The sequence below is a fragment of the Bradyrhizobium embrapense genome (assembly GCF_001189235.2).
Classification (GTDB): Bacteria; Pseudomonadota; Alphaproteobacteria; order Rhizobiales; family Xanthobacteraceae; genus Bradyrhizobium; species Bradyrhizobium embrapense.
In genome coordinates, this window is the sequence record NZ_LFIP02000010.1 from 47,180 (window position 1) to 63,791 (window position 16,612).

Consider the following 16,612-nt stretch of genomic DNA (forward strand, 5'->3'; position numbering starts at 1 on the left):
GGCGACTGCAATGCGGCGTGGATCAGGCCGCGGCCGATTTGCGCGTCCGGCGGCGACGGACCGCGGCCCCGCGCACTTCCGATCGCCATTTCGCGACTTCGGCAAGCTCCGTTTCGGGCCGGACTGTCCGCGTTTCCCGCCGCCCGAGAAAGATGCCACCGCTGTCTCCGTCGATCGTGACCCAGTCGCCTGCCGAAATCACCGCCTTGCCGAGTGCGGCGCGCTCGCTGGCGGCGTCGATCGTCATGCCGCCGCAGCCCACCACACACGGTTTTCCCATCTGACGCGCCACCAGCGCGGCATGAGCGGTCCGCGCGCCAACCCTGGTTACGATGCCGCAGGCCACGGCAAAACCGGCAACGTCTGCAGTGCTGGTATCGGGACGCATCAGAATGACGGGATCGCCGGCTGCTGCAAGCCGCTGCGCAGCGTCGGAGTCGAAGACGGCACGCCCGACGGCAATGCCGCCGGACGCACCGATCCCTGCGACAATCGGATCGTCGGCCGAGACCAGGGAAACTTCCTCCAGCGACGCAAGATCGAGATCGCTCAGGCGGTCGAGTGCCTGTTTCGGAGTGATGAGCCGGTCATGGACGAGGTCGATCGCGATCCTGAGCGCGGCGCGGGGCGTGCGCTTTGCCGGACGCGTCTGCAGGATCCATAACTTTCCGTCCTCGACGGTGAACTCGACGTCCTGGACGTCGCCGAACTCATGCTCGAGGCGCGTCAGGACGTTGCCGAGATCGGCGATGAGCATCGGCAATGCGCGGGCGATCATCTCCCCGCTATCCGGCGTGCGCCGGCCCGACACGACGTCCTCGCCCTGCGCGTCGAGTACCAGATCGATGACGGGCTGCGTCGATCCGGTCGAAGGGTCGCGGGAGAACGCGACGCCCGCTCCCGATGAAAGCCCGCCATTGCCGAATACCATGGCCTGCACGGTCACGGCCGTTCCCGCCAGATGCTCGAGTTTTTGCAGCCGGCGATAGGTCTGCGCCCGCTCGCTCATCCAGGATCGATAGACCGCCCGCGCCGCCCGCTCGAGCTGCTCGTCGGCATCCTCGAGCCAGCGATCGTCTCCGCCCTCGATCAGCGCCAGTTCCTCACCGGCAAGACGCTCGATCGCTTCGCTGTCGAGCTCGCGGTCATTGGCGACGCCTTCCTCGGCGGTCAGCGCGGCGATCCGCGCCGCGAAGGGCGCAGGGTCGAGGCCGAGCACGGCCTCGCCGTAACTCTCCAGAAATCGGCGCCGGCAATCCCATGCGAGCCGTGAGCGTCCCGTCGATCGGATCAAGCCGCGCACGGCGCGCGTCGTGCAGCCGACATTGAGGACGGTGTCCAGCATGCCGGGCATCGAGCGGGCTGCGCCCGACCGCACCGAAACCAGCAGCGGACGTCTGTGATCGCCGAAGCGCCTGCCGGTGGAGCGCTCGAGGAACCCGATGCCTTCCTTCAATCCGTCCAGCAAATGGCGCTCCGCAGCCGTCCGCCCGCCGATGATGTCGGCGCACAGCCCGACCGGCAGCACGAACGCCGGCGGCACCGCAAGACCAAGCGCGGCCATCCGGGCGAGATTCGCCGCCTTGGCACCGATCTCTTCGGCAGGGTGCAAAGCGGTCGATCCCCCGCCAATGCATACGATGTGCATGTTGGACCCCTCTTCAGGCTGCCAGATCAGTCATGACGTGCTGCCGGAGCAGATGGCCGAAGCCGGCGAGACGATCGGTCGAACGTTCGATGGCGCGCGCCAGTTCGAGCACCGAGAGCGATGTCGTGGTGTCGTGGTTACCGGTGAAGACCAGCGACGTGATCGCCCGTTCTTGGCAGTCCGCGGCGTGCTCGGCGTCGACAAGACGCACCACCGCGGCAAGCGCGTCCTCGGAATCGGCACGACGGCCCTCCGGTACTTCCGCGGCGGCGGCCAGCCCGCTGGCCGCCGCCTCGGCGGCGGTGACGGCAATCGCGCAGAGTTCACCCAGTGCGGAGATCAGCTGCTTGTCGACGCTCGCCGACGTCAGGGAAGCTATAAAGGCCGCCTGCTCGAGTTCGTCGACGGCCTCCTCCGCGCGGTCCACCAGTTGTTCGATGATCGGCCGGGCACCGAAGCGGTTGACCTCCCTGCGCGCTTCGAGCGCGATGCGGTCCGCCTTCTGCTCGATCCGGCTGGCGCGCGCGGCCAATGCCTTGCCGTCGGTCTCCTGGCCGGCCAGCAGTCCGGCGATATAGCCAGAGATCGTGATGCTGAGGTCGTGTGCCAGCCCGACCTGCCGCAGCACCACAGCAAGCAACGCGCTCTCGACGCGCTCCAGGCGCCTGACCAGCTCGGCCTCGAGTTCGTCCCGCACGGTCCTGACCGAATGACCTGCGAGCAGCGCTTCGGTCGAGAGGCGCAGCGCGCTCTTCAGGAAATCCATTGCTGCCGTGCGGCCGAGCACCTGGTCCAATCGCTCGCCGAAGCCGATACGCGTTGGTGCCGCGTTGCGAACGGCACTGCCGAGCAACTCATTGCCGCCGAGTTCGAGAAAGCCACGATGGCCAACCCGCTGCCGCGCCGCCCATTCGAGAATCTTCGCCGCGTCATCCTTGTTGACCCAGTTTCGCAACAGCTTGCGGGCTTTGTTCCAGTCGATCAGGAACACGAGCGCAGAGCCGACGGCGGTAAGGAATTCATTACGATCCGTGGCCGTCCTGGCCTGCAATCGGCCGGTCACGAGGAAGAAGCCGCCGTCTTCAAATCCCGTCGACGCATGATGATCGAGACCGCTCCATTCGGCGTCGAAGTGGCCGAATAGCGAGACGAAGAATTTTGCGCGAGCCAGGTGCACGTCCGTATAAGTCACGGTCACCGCATTGCGTTTGACGGCTACCACCAGGACATGCGCGTCGGTAGTTCCGATGTCGTTCTGAATCAGGAGCCGGCCGTCCGATCTGGTTGCCATCGTATCAAGGCCGGGATGGTCGAATTTCAGCGCGCGGGTCTCTGCCAGACCTCGCATGAAACTTTCGATCGGCACGCGATCCTCGCTCTGCAGGCCGAACACCCGTGCCCCCGCCAGATTTTCTTCCGAGCAGCCGACGGCAAGCCTGTTCAACGCCTTGTGCAGATCCATGACCAGCCGATGCAGGGTGTCGCCAGCGTCTTGCGCCGCACTTGTCAGACGGGTGATCCGGCTAAGCTCGATCTCAGGCGACGCATCGAGCAGTCCAGCGGCTTGAATCGCATTCAGGCGGCCGCGCGCCCTATCCGCTTCCACTGCATCGCCGGCGCTGACGGAGCGGATCATGGTGTCGATGTCGCCCTGGATCTCCTTCATCAGCTTTGCGAGATTGGGGGCAGTCAGCCGGCTTTCGCCTATCAGATCCGCGCTGTTGATCAAGGATGCGATCGCCGCCGGCGCGATGCCGGCGGCATGGCTCTCAACTGCAAGCTCATTGACCGGACGCCCGGGTTCCCGCGCATGTGCGGCGGCGGCCTGCAGCGCGCTCAGGCGAACCTTGATGCGATCGTTGGCGGACAGACCGGCGGCTACCAGGGACGGCAGCAGTATGTCTGCCTGTCCGAGTTCTTTGAGGATCTGGGCTTTCATGACACACAGGGCAAGATGAGATTTCGGTCTCACCTGTATGCGTCACCCAAGCGGCGCTATCCTTGCGCTAGATCATTCTTAAAACTGTCATGTTAAATCGCAGCGTGGCGTGCAGCCTGAACCGGGCCAAACGACGACGGTGGAGATTCTACGGCGGCGGCGGATTGCTCATCGGCTTGCGCTGGGCGAGTGCGGCCACGGTGGAGGTGCCGATCGGGCCCTTCTCGTCATAGAGCCAGCACTCGCCGATCGCGATGCCGTCTGTCGCGTGGTGATTGACCACCTCGAAGCCGATCCAGTTACTCACCGGCAAACGGTGCAGATAGATCGTGACGTCGCTGTTGATGTAGCCGAGGCCCTGGTCGCCGGCATTGGCGAACGGGCTCGCGAAATCCGCGCCGGTCGCGACATGGACGAACGGCGTCATCTTCACGCCTTCGACGAGCTCGCGGACTTCGCTCATCCACAGCCGCCGTTCGCCGAGCGAGCCCATCTGGCCTGTGATCGGCCGCGTCTCCCATTTGCCGTTCATGCCGAGCCTTGGATCGGCCGGCTTCGGAATGTCGGCGGGCGCGGGCACCTGCCAGTTCGGCGGCGACCACACATTGCCGGGTGCATTTTCCGTCCTGCGCAACAACTGGCAGGAGGCGCGCGCCATGCTGGTGCCGCCGGAGACGAACTCGGCCTCGATCACCTTGATGCGGAGCCCATCGCGTACCAGCCTGGTCGTCACTTCGACCGGCGTCGTGATGTTGGGCAGCCGGAACATGTCGACCGTGAGCCGCGCGGGGACGAAATCGTCGGAGCCGTGGCGCTCCTCGATGACGAAGCCGAGCAGGCCGATCACGACGCGGCCGTGCATCGATTCCGGGCTCCACGGACCGTTCGCAACTGACGTCGGCATGAAGCCGTCGCCATGTCTGGTGAAGAAGGGCTGGTTTGTCATGGTCCGCGACCATGACGGGAACAGCGCGATGAAATCAAGAGGCGGCTGCCGCGCGCCACTCCTGCTGCACGCTGAGATCAGGCTCGCCGCCGGCACGTGACGCCAGCGCCGCGAACGCGTCGCGGGCGATCAGTTGCGACAACGCCCACACCGCAGCGCCGCGCACCAGCGGGCTTGCGTCATCGAGCAGACGACGCGCTTCGGCGGCGAGGTCTGCGTCGCCGGAGTTGCCGATCGCGATCAGCACATTGCGGATGAAGCGGTCACGGCCGATGCGCTTGACCGGCGATTTCGTGAACAATGTGCGGAAAGCCGCATCGTCGAGCCGCGCGAGATCGGCGAGCGCGGGCGCGCGCAACGCATCGCGTGCCGCAAGCTTCTGCTCGCGGCCGGCCTCGGCGAACTTGTTCCACGGGCACACCGCGAGGCAATCGTCGCAGCCATAGATGCGGTTGCCGATGGCCTTGCGGAATTCCTGCGGGATCGGACCCTTGTTCTCGATCGTCAGATACGAGATGCAGCGCCGCGCATCGAGCTTGTAGGGAGCAGGAAACGCCGCGGTCGGACAAATGTCCTGGCAGGCGCGGCAACTGCCGCAATGCTCGGCTTCGGCTTCGTTGCGCGGCAGCTCGGTCGCGGTATAGATCGCGCCGAGAAACAGCCACGAGCCGAATTGGCGCGACACCAGATTGGTGTGCTTGCCCTGCCAGCCGATGCCGGCGGCCTGTGCGAGCGGCTTCTCCATCACCGCGGCGGTGTCGACGAACACCTTCACCTCGTCGCCGGTCGCGGCAGCGAGCCAGCGCGCCAGCGTCTTCAGCCGCTTCTTGATCACGTCGTGATAGTCGTCGCCCTGCGCATAGACCGAGATTGCGCCATGCGATCGGCACGCGAGAATATCGAGCGGATCATCGGCGGGCCCGTAATTGACGCCGAGCATGATGATCGAGCGCACGCCATCCCACAGCACGCGCGGGTCGGTGCGCCGTTCCGGATTGGCCGCGAGCCAGTCCATCTCGCCATGGCCGCCGGAGCCGAGGAATTCCAGAAAATGTCTGCCGGCCTCGCGCGTCGCATCAGGATCGGTGAAGCCGATGGCATCGAAGCCGAGCGCGCGCGCCTCGCGCCGAAGTGCGTCCTTGAGATCGGACGGAGAGAGCCGGACCGCCTGGCTCAGAAGTCGAGGTCCACATAGGTGCGCGACGCCGGCACCCCCGCCAGCCATTCGCTGAGCAGCGGGCGGAACGACGGGCGGGACTTCACCCGTGCGTACCACGCCTTTGCCGCGTCGTCCTCGCTCCATGGCACGTCGCCCAGATAGTCGATCGCCGAGAGATGCGCAGCGGCGGCGAGGTCCGCGTAGGTGAGGCGGTCGCCGGCGAGATAGTTCCGCGTCTTCGCCAGCCAGCCGATATAGCTCAGATGATAGCGCACATTGACCTTGGCGGCGCGCATGATGTCGGGTGCCGGCGGGCCGCCGCCATTGTCCTCGCTCATGAAGCGCTTGTAGATCCGCTCGGTCACCAGCGGGTTGGAGGCTTCCTCGAAGAATTTCTCGTTGAACCACGCCATCAGCCGGCGCACCTCGACACGCTCGGCCGAAGACGTCGGCAGCAGCCGACGTTCGCCGGCGTCGAGGCCATGCGTCTCGTCGACATATTCTGCGATCACAGGCGCACCCGGAATCGGCGGAAATCCCTCGGCGATCAGCACCGGCGTGGTCGCCGCCGGATTGAGCGCCAGGAACGCCTCGCGCCGCTCCCAGACCCGTTCCTCCACCAGGCGCAGATCGAGGCCATACTCGCCGAGCACGAGCCGAATGAAGCGCGAATGCGGACAGAACGGATGGTGATACAGCGTATACATGAAGCCCTTGGTAGTGTCGTGGCGCTTAAGAAACCATCAACCTGTGTGACCTGACCTGTGAATTGGCCGGACCAGTTCCGCTCGTCTCTATGTCGCGTCGGCGCGCAAACCGGAAGCCGCCCCCGCAGATGGTGCGGGTCACAAAAACGCTATAGCCCAGCAAATCGGCCGGGTAACCCATTGTTTGACGATTCTTTGCGATTGCGGCCTATGTGCGAATAAGCGAGAAGAATTCGGTTTTCCACACAGGGCAGATCAGATCATGATGACGGATATGCTGCGGGCGGTGATTCTCGGCATTGTCGAGGGTGTCACCGAGTTCCTGCCGGTCTCTTCGACGGGCCACCTGCTGCTCGCGGAACGCTTCTTCAATCTCGGCGAAGGCAATTTCTGGAAGAGTTTTGCGATCCTGATTCAGCTCGGTGCGATCCTCGCGATCCTCGTGCTCTATTTCACCAGATTGTGGCGCGTCGCGCTTGGCATGTTCTCCAATCCCGACGACCGCCGCTTCGTGATCGGCGTGCTGGTGGCGTTCTTGCCGGCCGTCGTGATCGGCCTGATCGCCGGCAAGTACATCAAGGAATTCCTGTTCAATCCGTGGGTGGTCTGCTTCACGCTGATCGTCGGCGGCGCCATCCTGCTCTGGGTCGATCAGCTCGATCTCAAGGTGTACGAGGACGACGCGACCCGGTTCCCGCTGCTGATGTATTTCTGGATCGGTGTCGCGCAGTGCCTGGCGATGATCCCCGGCGTGTCGCGCTCGGGCGCCAGCATCGTCGCCGCGATGCTGCTCGGCGCCGACAAGCGCTCGGCGGCGGAGTTCTCGTTCTTCCTCGCGATCCCGACCATGGTCGGTGCGTTCGTCTATGATTTCTACAAGAACCGCGCCGATTTCACCTCGGACAATCTCAGCGTCATCGCGGTCGGCTTCGTGGTCTCCTTCGTCGTGGCAATGGTCGTGGTGAAGACGTTCCTCAACTACGTCACCCGCCACGGCTTCACGTTCTTCGCCTGGTGGCGCGTGATCGTCGGCACGCTCGGTCTGATCGCGCTGGCGATGGGAAAGTAAGACCTAATCTCGTCATCCCGGCCTTCGCCGGGACGACGATTGGAGAGGTGCCTACGCGCTCTTCTTCTGGAACTGCCCGGTCGCGCGGAAGCGCCAGAGATATTGCGGGGCGATCGCTTCCATCGAATCGGGCGTGATGCCGAGGCCCGCGAAAGTAAGGCCGGCGGCCTTGGCGGCATCCGACACCACATTGTCCGAACGCAGCATAGCGACCTGGTCCGGCGTCAAGGTGAAGGGGCCGGGCGCGAATTGCAGGACATACGACTGCAGCTTGGCAAGGCCGAACGGCAGCGGCGCCAGCACCCGGTCGCGCTGGGTGATCTGAAGGATGATCTGCATCACCTCGCGCATGGTCAGCACTTCCGGCCCGCCGAGCTCGTAGGTCGCGCCTGCCTTCGCCTTGCCGTCGACGGCATTGGCCACGGCGTCCGCGACATCTGCGACATAGGCCGGCTGCACCTTGTTGACCCCGCCGCCGACCAGCGGCAGCACCGGCGACATCCGCGCCAGTGCCGCAAACCGGTTGGTGAACTGATCCTCGGGCCCGAACAGCAGCGACGGCCGCATGATGGTGGCCTCTGGCAGGGCCGCCTGCACGGCCTGCTCGCCCTTCGCCTTGGCGCGGTAATAACCCGAGGGCGAATCCGCGTCGGCACCGATCGCCGAGACGTGGACCATCCGCCCGCCCACGGCGGCGGCTGCCTTGGCGATGGTCTCGGCGCCCTTCACCTGCACGGCGTCAAAGCTCTGCCCGCCGCCTTCGGCCAGGATGCCGACCAGGTTGATCGCGATATGCGAATCACGCATCGCCGCCTCGACCGAGGCCGGGTAGCGCACATTGGCCTGGACGGCATGAATCTGCCCGACGCGGCCGAGCGGCTGCAGATGGCCGGCCAGTTCAGGCCGCCGCACCGCGACCCGCACGCGGTAATCGCGCTTGCAGAGCGCCCGGACCACGTTCCGCCCCAGAAATCCGGATCCGCCGAATACCGTGACGAGCGTTTCCAGGTTCGATGCCATGAGGTCCATTCCTGCCGGATTCGAGAGCGATTGAGCGTATTTACAGCCTCTGGCGATACGACATCAGCCCAATCCTGTACAGGCTAATTGAATTTTCAATCGCGAATTTGACAAGCGCGTAACCGATCCTTACTAAGCCGCTCCACATGCCCAGGTGGCGGAATTGGTAGACGCGCTGGCTTCAGGTGCCAGTGGCTTAACGGCCGTGAAGGTTCGAGTCCTTTCCTGGGCACCACCCCCTTTTTAAGCGATTGAAATCGCTCAGTATCCGGAGGGCGGCTGCGGCAAAGCCGTACCCGTTGCCGGTGCGCCGGAGGCGAGGCCGGAGCCTGCGCGCCAGTCGGCGTCGCGTCCGCGAGTCTCACACCACCCGCCGCCCCGCCCGCAGGGCGATCGGCCGCTGCACAAAATACATCGCGATCATCGAGATCATCGAGCTCGCCACGACGACGTAGCCGATCCGGTCGAAATGCAGCAGCGAGCCGTCCGCATTCTCTGCGACGATCGCGGCGGCGACCACCGATCCCAGGCCGCCAGACAATTGCTGCACCGACGCTGAGATCGCGCTGAACGAGCCGCGCTGGCTGGCATCGGGGATCGCCGACATCAGCGCCTGCGAGGGGATCATGCGCGAGAAGATGCCGACGAACATCAGCACATTGACGATGATCGCGGTCAGCAGCGAGACGTGGCCGAGATGGGTGTAGATCAGCACCATGATGGCCGACACCACGCAGCCGAAGATGAAGGTCGGATATTTGCCGAACGCATCGCTGGCGCGGCCGACCAGCGGTCCCATCAGGATGCTGAACAGGCCGGAGACCAGATAGATCGTCGGCAGGTGGACGATGTCGATGCCGAGATTGTGCACGGTGAAGGCGCTGCCGAACGGCATCAGCATGAAGCCGCCGGTCGCCAGCAGCGTCGTCACCAGGAAGGCGAGCGTGTAGCGGGGCTGCGCGACGGTCGAGATCAGATGCTGGAACGGGTTGCGGTCGTGCTGAAGCTTGAGATGGCCGTCGACCGGCTCCATGACCAGCGCGATGGTGGCGATCGCCGCGATCGACAGGCCGACGATGGCGACGAAGCAGATGTGCCAATTCCAGTGATTGGCCAGGAAAAGCCCGGCCGGCACGCCGAGCACCTGGCTCGCGGCGAATGCGGTCTGGATGAAGCCCATCACCCGGCCGCGCAGACGCAGCGGAAACAGGTCGGTGACGATGGCGAGCACGACGGAGCCGATCACGCCGCCGAACAGGCCGGTGACGATGCGGCCGAGCAGCAGCACATGGAAATTCTGCGCCAGCGCGCACAGCACGGTGCCGAGCGTGAAGCCGACATAAAAGAACAACAACAGCCGCTTGCGGTCGAAGCGATCGGCAAAGCCGGCGGCGAGGATGCCGGAAATCCCGGCCGCGAAGGCGTAGGCCGACACCGCGACGCCGAATTGCCCGGCCGTGATGTTGAGCGACGGCATCAGGATGGCGCCGAGCGGCGACATGATGATGAAGTCGAGGATCAGGGTGAATTGCGTGAACGCAAGCAGCGCGATCAGGAACGCTTGATAACGCGAGAAGCCGCGTTCCTGCGGCTCGGCGTCGATCGGCGCGGCGATGGTCTGGTCCGACATGAGGCTCATTTCTGAAGATGAGTAGGACGTGCGAGCGGCTGGGCACAGATAGGGCGCCATCCGTGGATTTCATCGGCGCGGACGCGCAAAAAATTATGCGGGACTGTGATCAAAAACCGCGAAACTCCCGCTCCTCCATATGGGTATTGCGAGGCCTCGGGTCATCCCATTGCCAATCGTTTGAATTGCGCGTGATCCAAATGCAACAGAGTTCACGCGATGCTGGGCAGCCGTGCCGGGATATGGCAAGAGCGGGGGCGTAACCCCTGGCTGAGCCGGCCGGCGACCGCCTATCCGCTCGCATCCCCGGCGTTTGGGGGCTAGTGTCGCCTGTCGAATCGATCCGAGACCCGAGGCCTTATTTCATGACCATCCGCCTGCATCGCGGCGACCTGCCCGATCTCACTCGCTATACCGATTCCGTTGCGATCGACACCGAGACCATGGGACTGCATCCGCATCGTGACCGGCTCTGCGTGGTGCAGATGTCGAACGGCGACGGCACCGCCGACGTGATCCAGATCCCGAAGGGCCACACCGACTCGCCGAACCTGAAGGCGCTGCTCGCCAACCCTGCGATCACCAAGATCTTTCATTTTGCGCGGTTCGACGTCGCGGTGCTCTACAACACGTTCGGCGTGATGCCGGCGCCGGTCTATTGCACCAAGATCGCCTCGCGGCTCTCGCGCACCTATACCGACCGCCACGGCCTGAAGGACCTGGTGCGCGAGGTGCTGAACGTCGAGCTGTCGAAGCAGCAGCAGTCGAGCGACTGGGGTGCGCAAAGCCTCAGCGAAGCCCAGCTCGCCTATGCCGCATCCGACGTGCTGCACCTGCATGCGTTGCGCGACAAGTTGAATGTGATGCTGGCGCGTGAGGGACGCACCGATCTCGCGAAGGCCTGCTTCGACTTCCTGCCGACGCGTGCCAGGCTCGACCTCGACGGCTGGGAGGCCGAGGACATCTTCGCCCATTCGTGATTTCGCCCGTTAATGATGGGGCGCGAATTCGTCGCGGCGGGGCCGGTTCCGCCCCGTTTCGGCCAAACTGTTCACGCGTGGTCCCCCGCAGGGGCGCGACGCGAGGTCCGGGCTGCATAATCGGGCGGCTCCGGCTAGGATAGGGGCAATTTCGTGCCTCTGGAGCTCAGGTGAATTCGGTTCAGAATCCAGCCCAGAATCCCGGCTACGTCACGGGCCTCGAGGCGCGGTTTGCCGCCGCCGCACGGCACAGCCGCATGGTGCGGATCCTGCGCATCGCCGTGCCTGCGGTGGTTGGGCTGTCGATGGCCTCGATCATCTTCGTCTCGGTCTACAATCCATTCCGCGAGATGATCCCCAAGCTGCCGGTCGAGATGGACAATCTCGTCGTCTCCGGCACCAAGATCACGATGGAATCGCCGCACATCGCCGGCTTCTCGGCCGAGGGGCGGCCCTATGAGATGTGGGCCAAGGCGGCGATCCAGGACGTCACCGACCCCGATCATGTCGAGCTGAAGACGATCCGCGCCAAGGTGGCGCAGCAGGATGAGTCGACCGTGACGATGGATGCGCGCACCGGCTTCTTCGACAACAAGAAGCAGCTGCTCGACCTGCGCCAGGATATCTTCCTGCAGTCGTCCACCGGCTATGAAGCCAAGCTGACGCAGGCCTTCGTCGACATCAACAAGGGCAACGTGTCGTCGGACGAGCATGTCGACGTCAAATTGCTCCAGGGCACGCTGACATCGGACAGGCTCAGGATCTACAACAGCGGCGAGCTCGTGCGGTTCGAAGGCAATGTCGTGATGTATCTCGACAAGCTCGGCGACAACAATGCGAGCGCGCCCGCCGAGCCCGCACCACCACCACCTCCTCCTGCGCCGCCGAAGGCGCGCAAATCCGCCAACACGAAATGAATTTGATGATGAGACGCTTTCCGCACGGCATCGCAATTGCGGCCTTTCTGCTCGCGCTGTTCGCCGTGAACTACGCCGCGGCGCAGGGCTCGATGTCCGGTGTTCCCAACGCCATGCAGGGCTTTTCGCAGAACCGCGACCAGCCGATCCAGATCGAGGCCGCCGCGCTCGAGATGCGCGACAAGAAGAAGGAGGCGACCTTCTCCGGCAATGTGAAGGTCGTGCAGGGCGATACCACCATGACCTCGAAGATCCTGGTGGTGTTCTACGAGGACAAGTCGACAGCGGCGCCGGCGCCGGCCGCGAGCGGCACCAAGGCTGCCGCCGCTCAGAAGGGCGCGCCGATGCAATCGGCGACCCCGGGCCCCGGCGGCGCGTCCTCGATCAAGCGACTGGAGGCGAAGGGCAATGTCGTCGTCACCCAGAAGGATCAGGTCGTCACCGGCGAGACCGCGATCTTCGACACCAAGACCAATCTGATCACCATGCTCGGCGGAGGCGGCGGCCAGGTGGTGCTGACCCAGTGCCAGAACGTGCTGCGCGGCGACCGCCTGCTGGTCGACATGACCACCGGCGTCTCGCGGGTGGAATCCGACAGCGGCAAGGTGCAGGGCCTGTTCATCCAGTCCCAGGGCGGCCAGAACGGCAAGGGCGGCTGCGGCACGCCGGCCGCCCCCGGCACGACCCCGGCAGCCCCGTCGCCGCTTCAACTTCTTCCGGGCAGCAAGCCGAAATAGGCGCCGCAAAGTAAGCCTCACGTAAGGTGAAGTAGAATCAATAAGTTAGATAATATCTTGCGACCGCGAGGTTGAAGCGCGCGGGGCGAGACTGTATCTACTCCAGCGGCCCGGCCGGACGATGTGCCTTCGAGGGGGAGTTATGTCGGCCGGGACAGGGGCATCCATTCATTCAAGGCGCGGGTGATCGCGCTTTGCCGTGCGAATCGATCGGTCCGCAGGCAAGGTCGCGGGATCACCGTGAAAGGCTGAAGCGAAGCGGGGATGGTGGATTTTCTCGGCATGTTCCGGCGGCGCCCTGCGAAACGCAGTTCCGGATTTGCGCGCGCGCATGACGACATCACGGCGCTCGGCGACCAGTTCGGCGAGATGCTGACGTCACCGGTGCGCGACGCGCCGCCGATGGCGCGTGCCGCTCCGGTTCCCGCCGTCGAGCTGCCGCGATCCCAGCCAGCGGCTGCGGCCGCCCCGGCGCGGGCAAGGCCGGCCAGGAACAACGCCGCTTCAGCGCCGCAGCTCATCAAGCGGCCGGGCTACCTCGCTGTGCACAGCGTGGAAAAGAGTTTTGGCAGCCGCCAGGTCGTGCGCGGCGTCAGCATCTATGTGCGCCGCGGCGAGGCGGTCGGCCTGCTCGGACCCAACGGCGCCGGCAAGACCACGGTGTTCTACATGATCACCGGCCTGATCAAGGCCGATCGCGGCGCGATCGAGCTCGACGGCCATGACGTCACCAAGCTGCCGATGTATCAGCGCGCGCGCCTCGGCATCGGCTATTTGCCGCAGGAGGCCTCGATCTTCCGCGGCCTGTCGGTCGAGCAGAACATCCGCGCGGTGCTCGAGGTCGTCGAGCCCTCGAGGAAGAAGCGCGAGCACGAACTGGATTCGCTGCTCGACGAGTTCAACATCACGCGGCTGCGCAAGAGCCCGTCGATCGCGCTGTCCGGCGGCGAGCGCCGCCGCGTCGAGATTGCGCGCGCGCTGGCGACGCGTCCGAATTACATGCTGCTCGACGAGCCGTTCGCCGGCATCGACCCGATCGCGGTCGGCGACATTCAGGACCTCGTCCGTCATCTGACCAACCGCGGCATCGGCGTGCTCATCACCGACCATAACGTCCGCGAGACGCTCGGCCTGACCGACCGTGCCTACATCGTCTATGCCGGTGAGATCTTGACTGAGGGCAGCCCCGAGGAGATCGTTAACGACCCCGATGTACGCCGGCTTTACCTTGGCGAAGAATTCCGGCTGTAGCCAAAATTTTGCGTCCGTCAAGCCGTGTACAAGCTTCACGGACTAAGATAAGCAAGAATCGAGCCAACTTTTAAGGTCGATCTTGCCTCCATGGCACTGACGCAAAGACTAGAGTTCCGCCAGTCGCAGTCGCTGGTGATGACGCCGCAGCTGATGCAGGCGATCAAGCTGCTGCAACTGTCGAACCTGGATCTGTCGGCCTTTGTCGAGGAAGAGCTGGAACGCAATCCGCTGCTCGAGCGGGCCGCAGACGGGCCGGAGCCACCGGTGGCGGGCGAGCCGGTGATGGAGCGGCCGGACTACGGCGATTCCAACGGTTCCAATAGCTACGGGGACGATGGCGACGCCTCTGACATGGCTGCAGGTTCGGGCGGCGAGGCCGGCTTTGAGCCCGGCCAGGAGGAATGGCTGAACCGCGACCTCGGCACCCGAGCCGAGATCGAGCAGACGCTCGATACCAGGCTCGACAATGTGTTCGCCGAGGAACCGGCCGAAGCCGCCGCGCGCGCCGCGCAGGACGCAGCCCCGTCGGTCTATACCGAATGGGGCGGTGGGGCCTCCAGCGACGACGAATACAATCTCGAAGCCTTCGTGGCCGCCGAGCTGACGCTCGCCGACCACCTTGCCGAACAGCTCGCGGTGGCGTTCTCGGCGCCGGCGCAGCGCATGATCGGGCAGTACCTGATCGACCTGGTCGACGACGCCGGCTACCTGCCGGCCGACCTCGGCCAGGCCGCCGAGCGGCTCGGTGCCTCGCAGCAGGCGGTCGACGAGGTCCTCGCGGTGCTGCAGAAGTTCGATCCGCCGGGCGTGTGCGCGCGAAACCTGAGCGAGTGCCTGGCGATCCAGCTGCGCGAGCTCGATCGCTACGATCCGGCGATGCAGGCGCTGGTCGAGCATCTCGACCTGCTCGCCAAGCGCGACATCGCGGCCCTGCGAAAGCTGTGCGGCGTCGACGACGAAGACATCACCGACATGATCGCCGAGATCCGCCGGCTCGATCCGAAGCCCGGGCTGAAGTTCGGCACCGCGCGGACGCAGACCATGGTGCCCGACGTCTATGTGCGTCCGGGTCCCGACGGCGGCTGGCATGTCGAGCTCAACAGCGACACTCTGCCGCGCGTGCTGGTCAACCAGACCTATTACTCTGAGCTGTCGAAGACGATCCGCAAGGACGGGGACAAGTCGTACTTCACCGATTGCCTGCAGAACGCGACCTGGCTGGTGCGCGCGCTCGATCAGCGAGCCCGAACCATCCTGAAGGTCGCAACTGAAATCGTCCGCCAGCAGGATGGATTCTTCACCTATGGCGTCGCGCATCTGCGGCCGCTCAATCTGAAGGCGGTAGCGGATGCGATCCAGATGCATGAATCGACGGTGTCGCGCGTCACGGCCAACAAATACATGGCGACCAATCGCGGCAGTTTTGAATTGAAGTATTTTTTCACCGCGTCGATCGCTTCCGCCGACGGCGGAGAGGCGCATTCGGCCGAAGCGGTGCGTCACCACATCAAGCAGTTGATCGACGGCGAGGCGCCGTCGGCGATCCTGTCCGACGACACGATCGTGGAACGTTTGCGCGCTTCGGGCATTGATATTGCCCGCCGCACCGTCGCGAAGTACCGCGAGGCGATGCGGATACCATCCTCGGTGCAGCGCCGCCGTGACAAACAGAGCATGCTCGGTAATGCCCTTTCGGCTCCTGCCTCCTCGCCCGACCGCTCGCGCGATACAGCCCCCGTTTAGGTTACTTCTTGAGTATGGCTCCGTCCGAGTACGGAGCGGGCCATCCGCTCGTTGCGTTCGTGCCAAATCGGAATAGTCTCAACCTCTCCAGGCGAAGCGCCATCCAGACAGGGAGGTAACCGGAAGCCCAGCAAGCTCCACGCTCCTGCAAGAGTGATCGAGGCATCCAGCAATCGAGGCATCAAATGACCCTTCGAATCTCGGGAAAGAGCATCAGCATCGGCGAGGCGCTTCGCGCGCGCGTCAGCGAGCGCACCGACGAGGTCCTGCGAAAGTATTTTGATGGCAACTATTCTGGTCACATCACGCTGAGCAAGGATGGCTTTGGCTTCCGCACCGACTGCGCGCTGCATCTGGATTCCGGCATCACGCTGGAAGCCGAATCCAACGCCGCCGACGCCTATGCCAGCGCGGACGCCGCGCTCCTGATGATCGAGAAGCGGCTGCGCCGCTACAAGAGCCGGCTCAAGGACCGCTCGGCCCGCAAGGCCTATGCCGCGACCGCTGCGCTTGCCGAATTGAACGGCGCAGGCCTCAACAGCGCAGGCCTCGACGCGCCGAGCTACGTCATCGAGGCACCCGAGAACGAGGACGAGATCACCGAGTACAGCCCGGTGATCATTGCCGAGGCAACCACTGCGCTGAAGCGGCTGTCGGTCAGCGAAGCCGTGATGGAGCTCGATCTGACCGGTGCCTCCTGCCTGGTATTCCAGCATGGCGGCAGTGGCCGGTTGAACATCATATACCGCCGTACGGACGGCAATGTCGGCTGGGTCGATCCGCCGGCGGTGAGCCCCTGAGGATAGTTGGCAGATGGCATTGACGTCCGAAGCCCGCCCTGCTTATGGTCCGCCGCCTCCGGC

Annotated in this window: 14 protein-coding genes and 1 tRNA gene; 8 read left to right on the forward strand and 7 right to left on the reverse strand. The window is 64.6% G+C overall.

Annotation, left to right across the window (positions count from 1 at the left end; translation table 11 throughout):
- Positions 1-22: 22 nt before the first annotated feature.
- The 5 genes from AKN83_RS31550 to AKN83_RS31570 all read right to left on the reverse strand — a co-directional run bounded on the left by AKN83_RS31550 (position 23) and on the right by AKN83_RS31570 (position 6,399).
- Positions 23-1,648: a PEP/pyruvate-binding domain-containing protein gene (locus AKN83_RS31550; protein WP_050404302.1), complete on the reverse strand. Its 1,626-nt coding sequence runs from the start codon at positions 1,646-1,648 to the stop codon at positions 23-25.
- A gap of 13 nt (positions 1,649-1,661) precedes the next feature.
- A complete protein-coding gene (locus AKN83_RS31555) occupies positions 1,662-3,587 on the reverse strand; it encodes a hypothetical protein (RefSeq protein WP_050404301.1) in 1,926 nt (641 codons plus the stop codon).
- Between the two features lie 148 nt (positions 3,588-3,735).
- Complete coding sequence (locus AKN83_RS31560) at positions 3,736-4,533, reverse strand: acyl-CoA thioesterase domain-containing protein (RefSeq protein ID WP_050404349.1); 798 nt, start codon at positions 4,531-4,533, stop codon at positions 3,736-3,738.
- 34 nt (positions 4,534-4,567) lie between these two features.
- Entirely contained in the window at positions 4,568-5,758 is a 1,191-nt protein-coding gene (gene queG / locus AKN83_RS31565) for a tRNA epoxyqueuosine(34) reductase QueG (protein ID WP_050404300.1), read from the reverse strand.
- The gene (locus AKN83_RS31570) at positions 5,707-6,399 is read right to left on the reverse strand and encodes a glutathione S-transferase family protein (RefSeq protein WP_050404299.1); all 693 of its coding nucleotides are present in this window, start codon (positions 6,397-6,399) and stop codon (positions 5,707-5,709) included. Before AKN83_RS31570 ends, queG begins: the two co-directional genes overlap by 52 nt.
- Positions 6,400-6,661: 262 nt before the next feature.
- On the opposite strand from AKN83_RS31570, the gene AKN83_RS31575 reads away from it, so the two are divergent.
- On the forward strand, positions 6,662-7,468 hold the full coding sequence (locus tag AKN83_RS31575; RefSeq protein WP_050404298.1) for an undecaprenyl-diphosphate phosphatase: 807 nt from the start codon (positions 6,662-6,664) through the stop codon (positions 7,466-7,468).
- Between the two features lie 51 nt (positions 7,469-7,519).
- Here the strand turns inward: AKN83_RS31575 and AKN83_RS31580 are convergent, their stop codons facing one another.
- Positions 7,520-8,488 carry a complex I NDUFA9 subunit family protein gene (locus AKN83_RS31580; protein ID WP_050404348.1) on the reverse strand — a complete coding sequence of 323 codons (969 nt, stop codon included), beginning with the start codon at positions 8,486-8,488 and terminating at the stop codon, positions 7,520-7,522.
- Positions 8,489-8,636: 148 nt separating this feature from the next.
- Here AKN83_RS31580 and AKN83_RS31585 point away from each other — a divergent pair.
- Positions 8,637-8,723 (forward strand) — tRNA-Leu (locus AKN83_RS31585).
- Between the two features lie 126 nt (positions 8,724-8,849).
- Here the strand turns inward: AKN83_RS31585 and AKN83_RS31590 are convergent.
- Positions 8,850-10,118 (reverse strand): MFS transporter, encoded by a 1,269-nt coding sequence (locus tag AKN83_RS31590; protein WP_050404297.1) that lies wholly within the window; start codon positions 10,116-10,118, stop codon positions 8,850-8,852.
- 365 nt (positions 10,119-10,483) lie between these two features.
- Between AKN83_RS31590 and AKN83_RS31595 the strand changes: the two genes are divergently transcribed.
- The 6 genes from AKN83_RS31595 (at position 10,484) to hpf (ending at position 16,549) form a co-directional block, all read left to right on the forward strand.
- A complete protein-coding gene (locus AKN83_RS31595) occupies positions 10,484-11,098 on the forward strand; it encodes a ribonuclease H-like domain-containing protein (RefSeq protein ID WP_050404296.1) in 615 nt (204 codons plus the stop codon).
- A 170-nt stretch (positions 11,099-11,268) separates the two neighbouring features.
- Positions 11,269-12,015, forward strand: coding sequence for an LPS export ABC transporter periplasmic protein LptC (lptC, locus tag AKN83_RS31600; protein ID WP_050404295.1), 747 nt, complete (start codon positions 11,269-11,271; stop codon positions 12,013-12,015).
- A 5-nt stretch (positions 12,016-12,020) separates the two neighbouring features.
- Positions 12,021-12,752 carry an LptA/OstA family protein gene (locus AKN83_RS31605; RefSeq protein WP_050404347.1) on the forward strand — a complete coding sequence of 244 codons (732 nt, stop codon included), beginning with the start codon at positions 12,021-12,023 and terminating at the stop codon, positions 12,750-12,752.
- Between the two features lie 264 nt (positions 12,753-13,016).
- Positions 13,017-14,003, forward strand: coding sequence for an LPS export ABC transporter ATP-binding protein (gene lptB / locus AKN83_RS31610; RefSeq protein ID WP_050404294.1), 987 nt, complete (start codon positions 13,017-13,019; stop codon positions 14,001-14,003).
- 90 nt (positions 14,004-14,093) lie between these two features.
- Positions 14,094-15,749 carry an RNA polymerase factor sigma-54 gene (rpoN, locus tag AKN83_RS31615; protein WP_050404293.1) on the forward strand — a complete coding sequence of 552 codons (1,656 nt, stop codon included), beginning with the start codon at positions 14,094-14,096 and terminating at the stop codon, positions 15,747-15,749.
- 185 nt (positions 15,750-15,934) lie between these two features.
- Positions 15,935-16,549 carry a ribosome hibernation-promoting factor, HPF/YfiA family gene (gene hpf, locus AKN83_RS31620; protein ID WP_050404292.1) on the forward strand — a complete coding sequence of 205 codons (615 nt, stop codon included), beginning with the start codon at positions 15,935-15,937 and terminating at the stop codon, positions 16,547-16,549.
- The last annotated feature ends 63 nt before the right edge of the window (positions 16,550-16,612 follow it).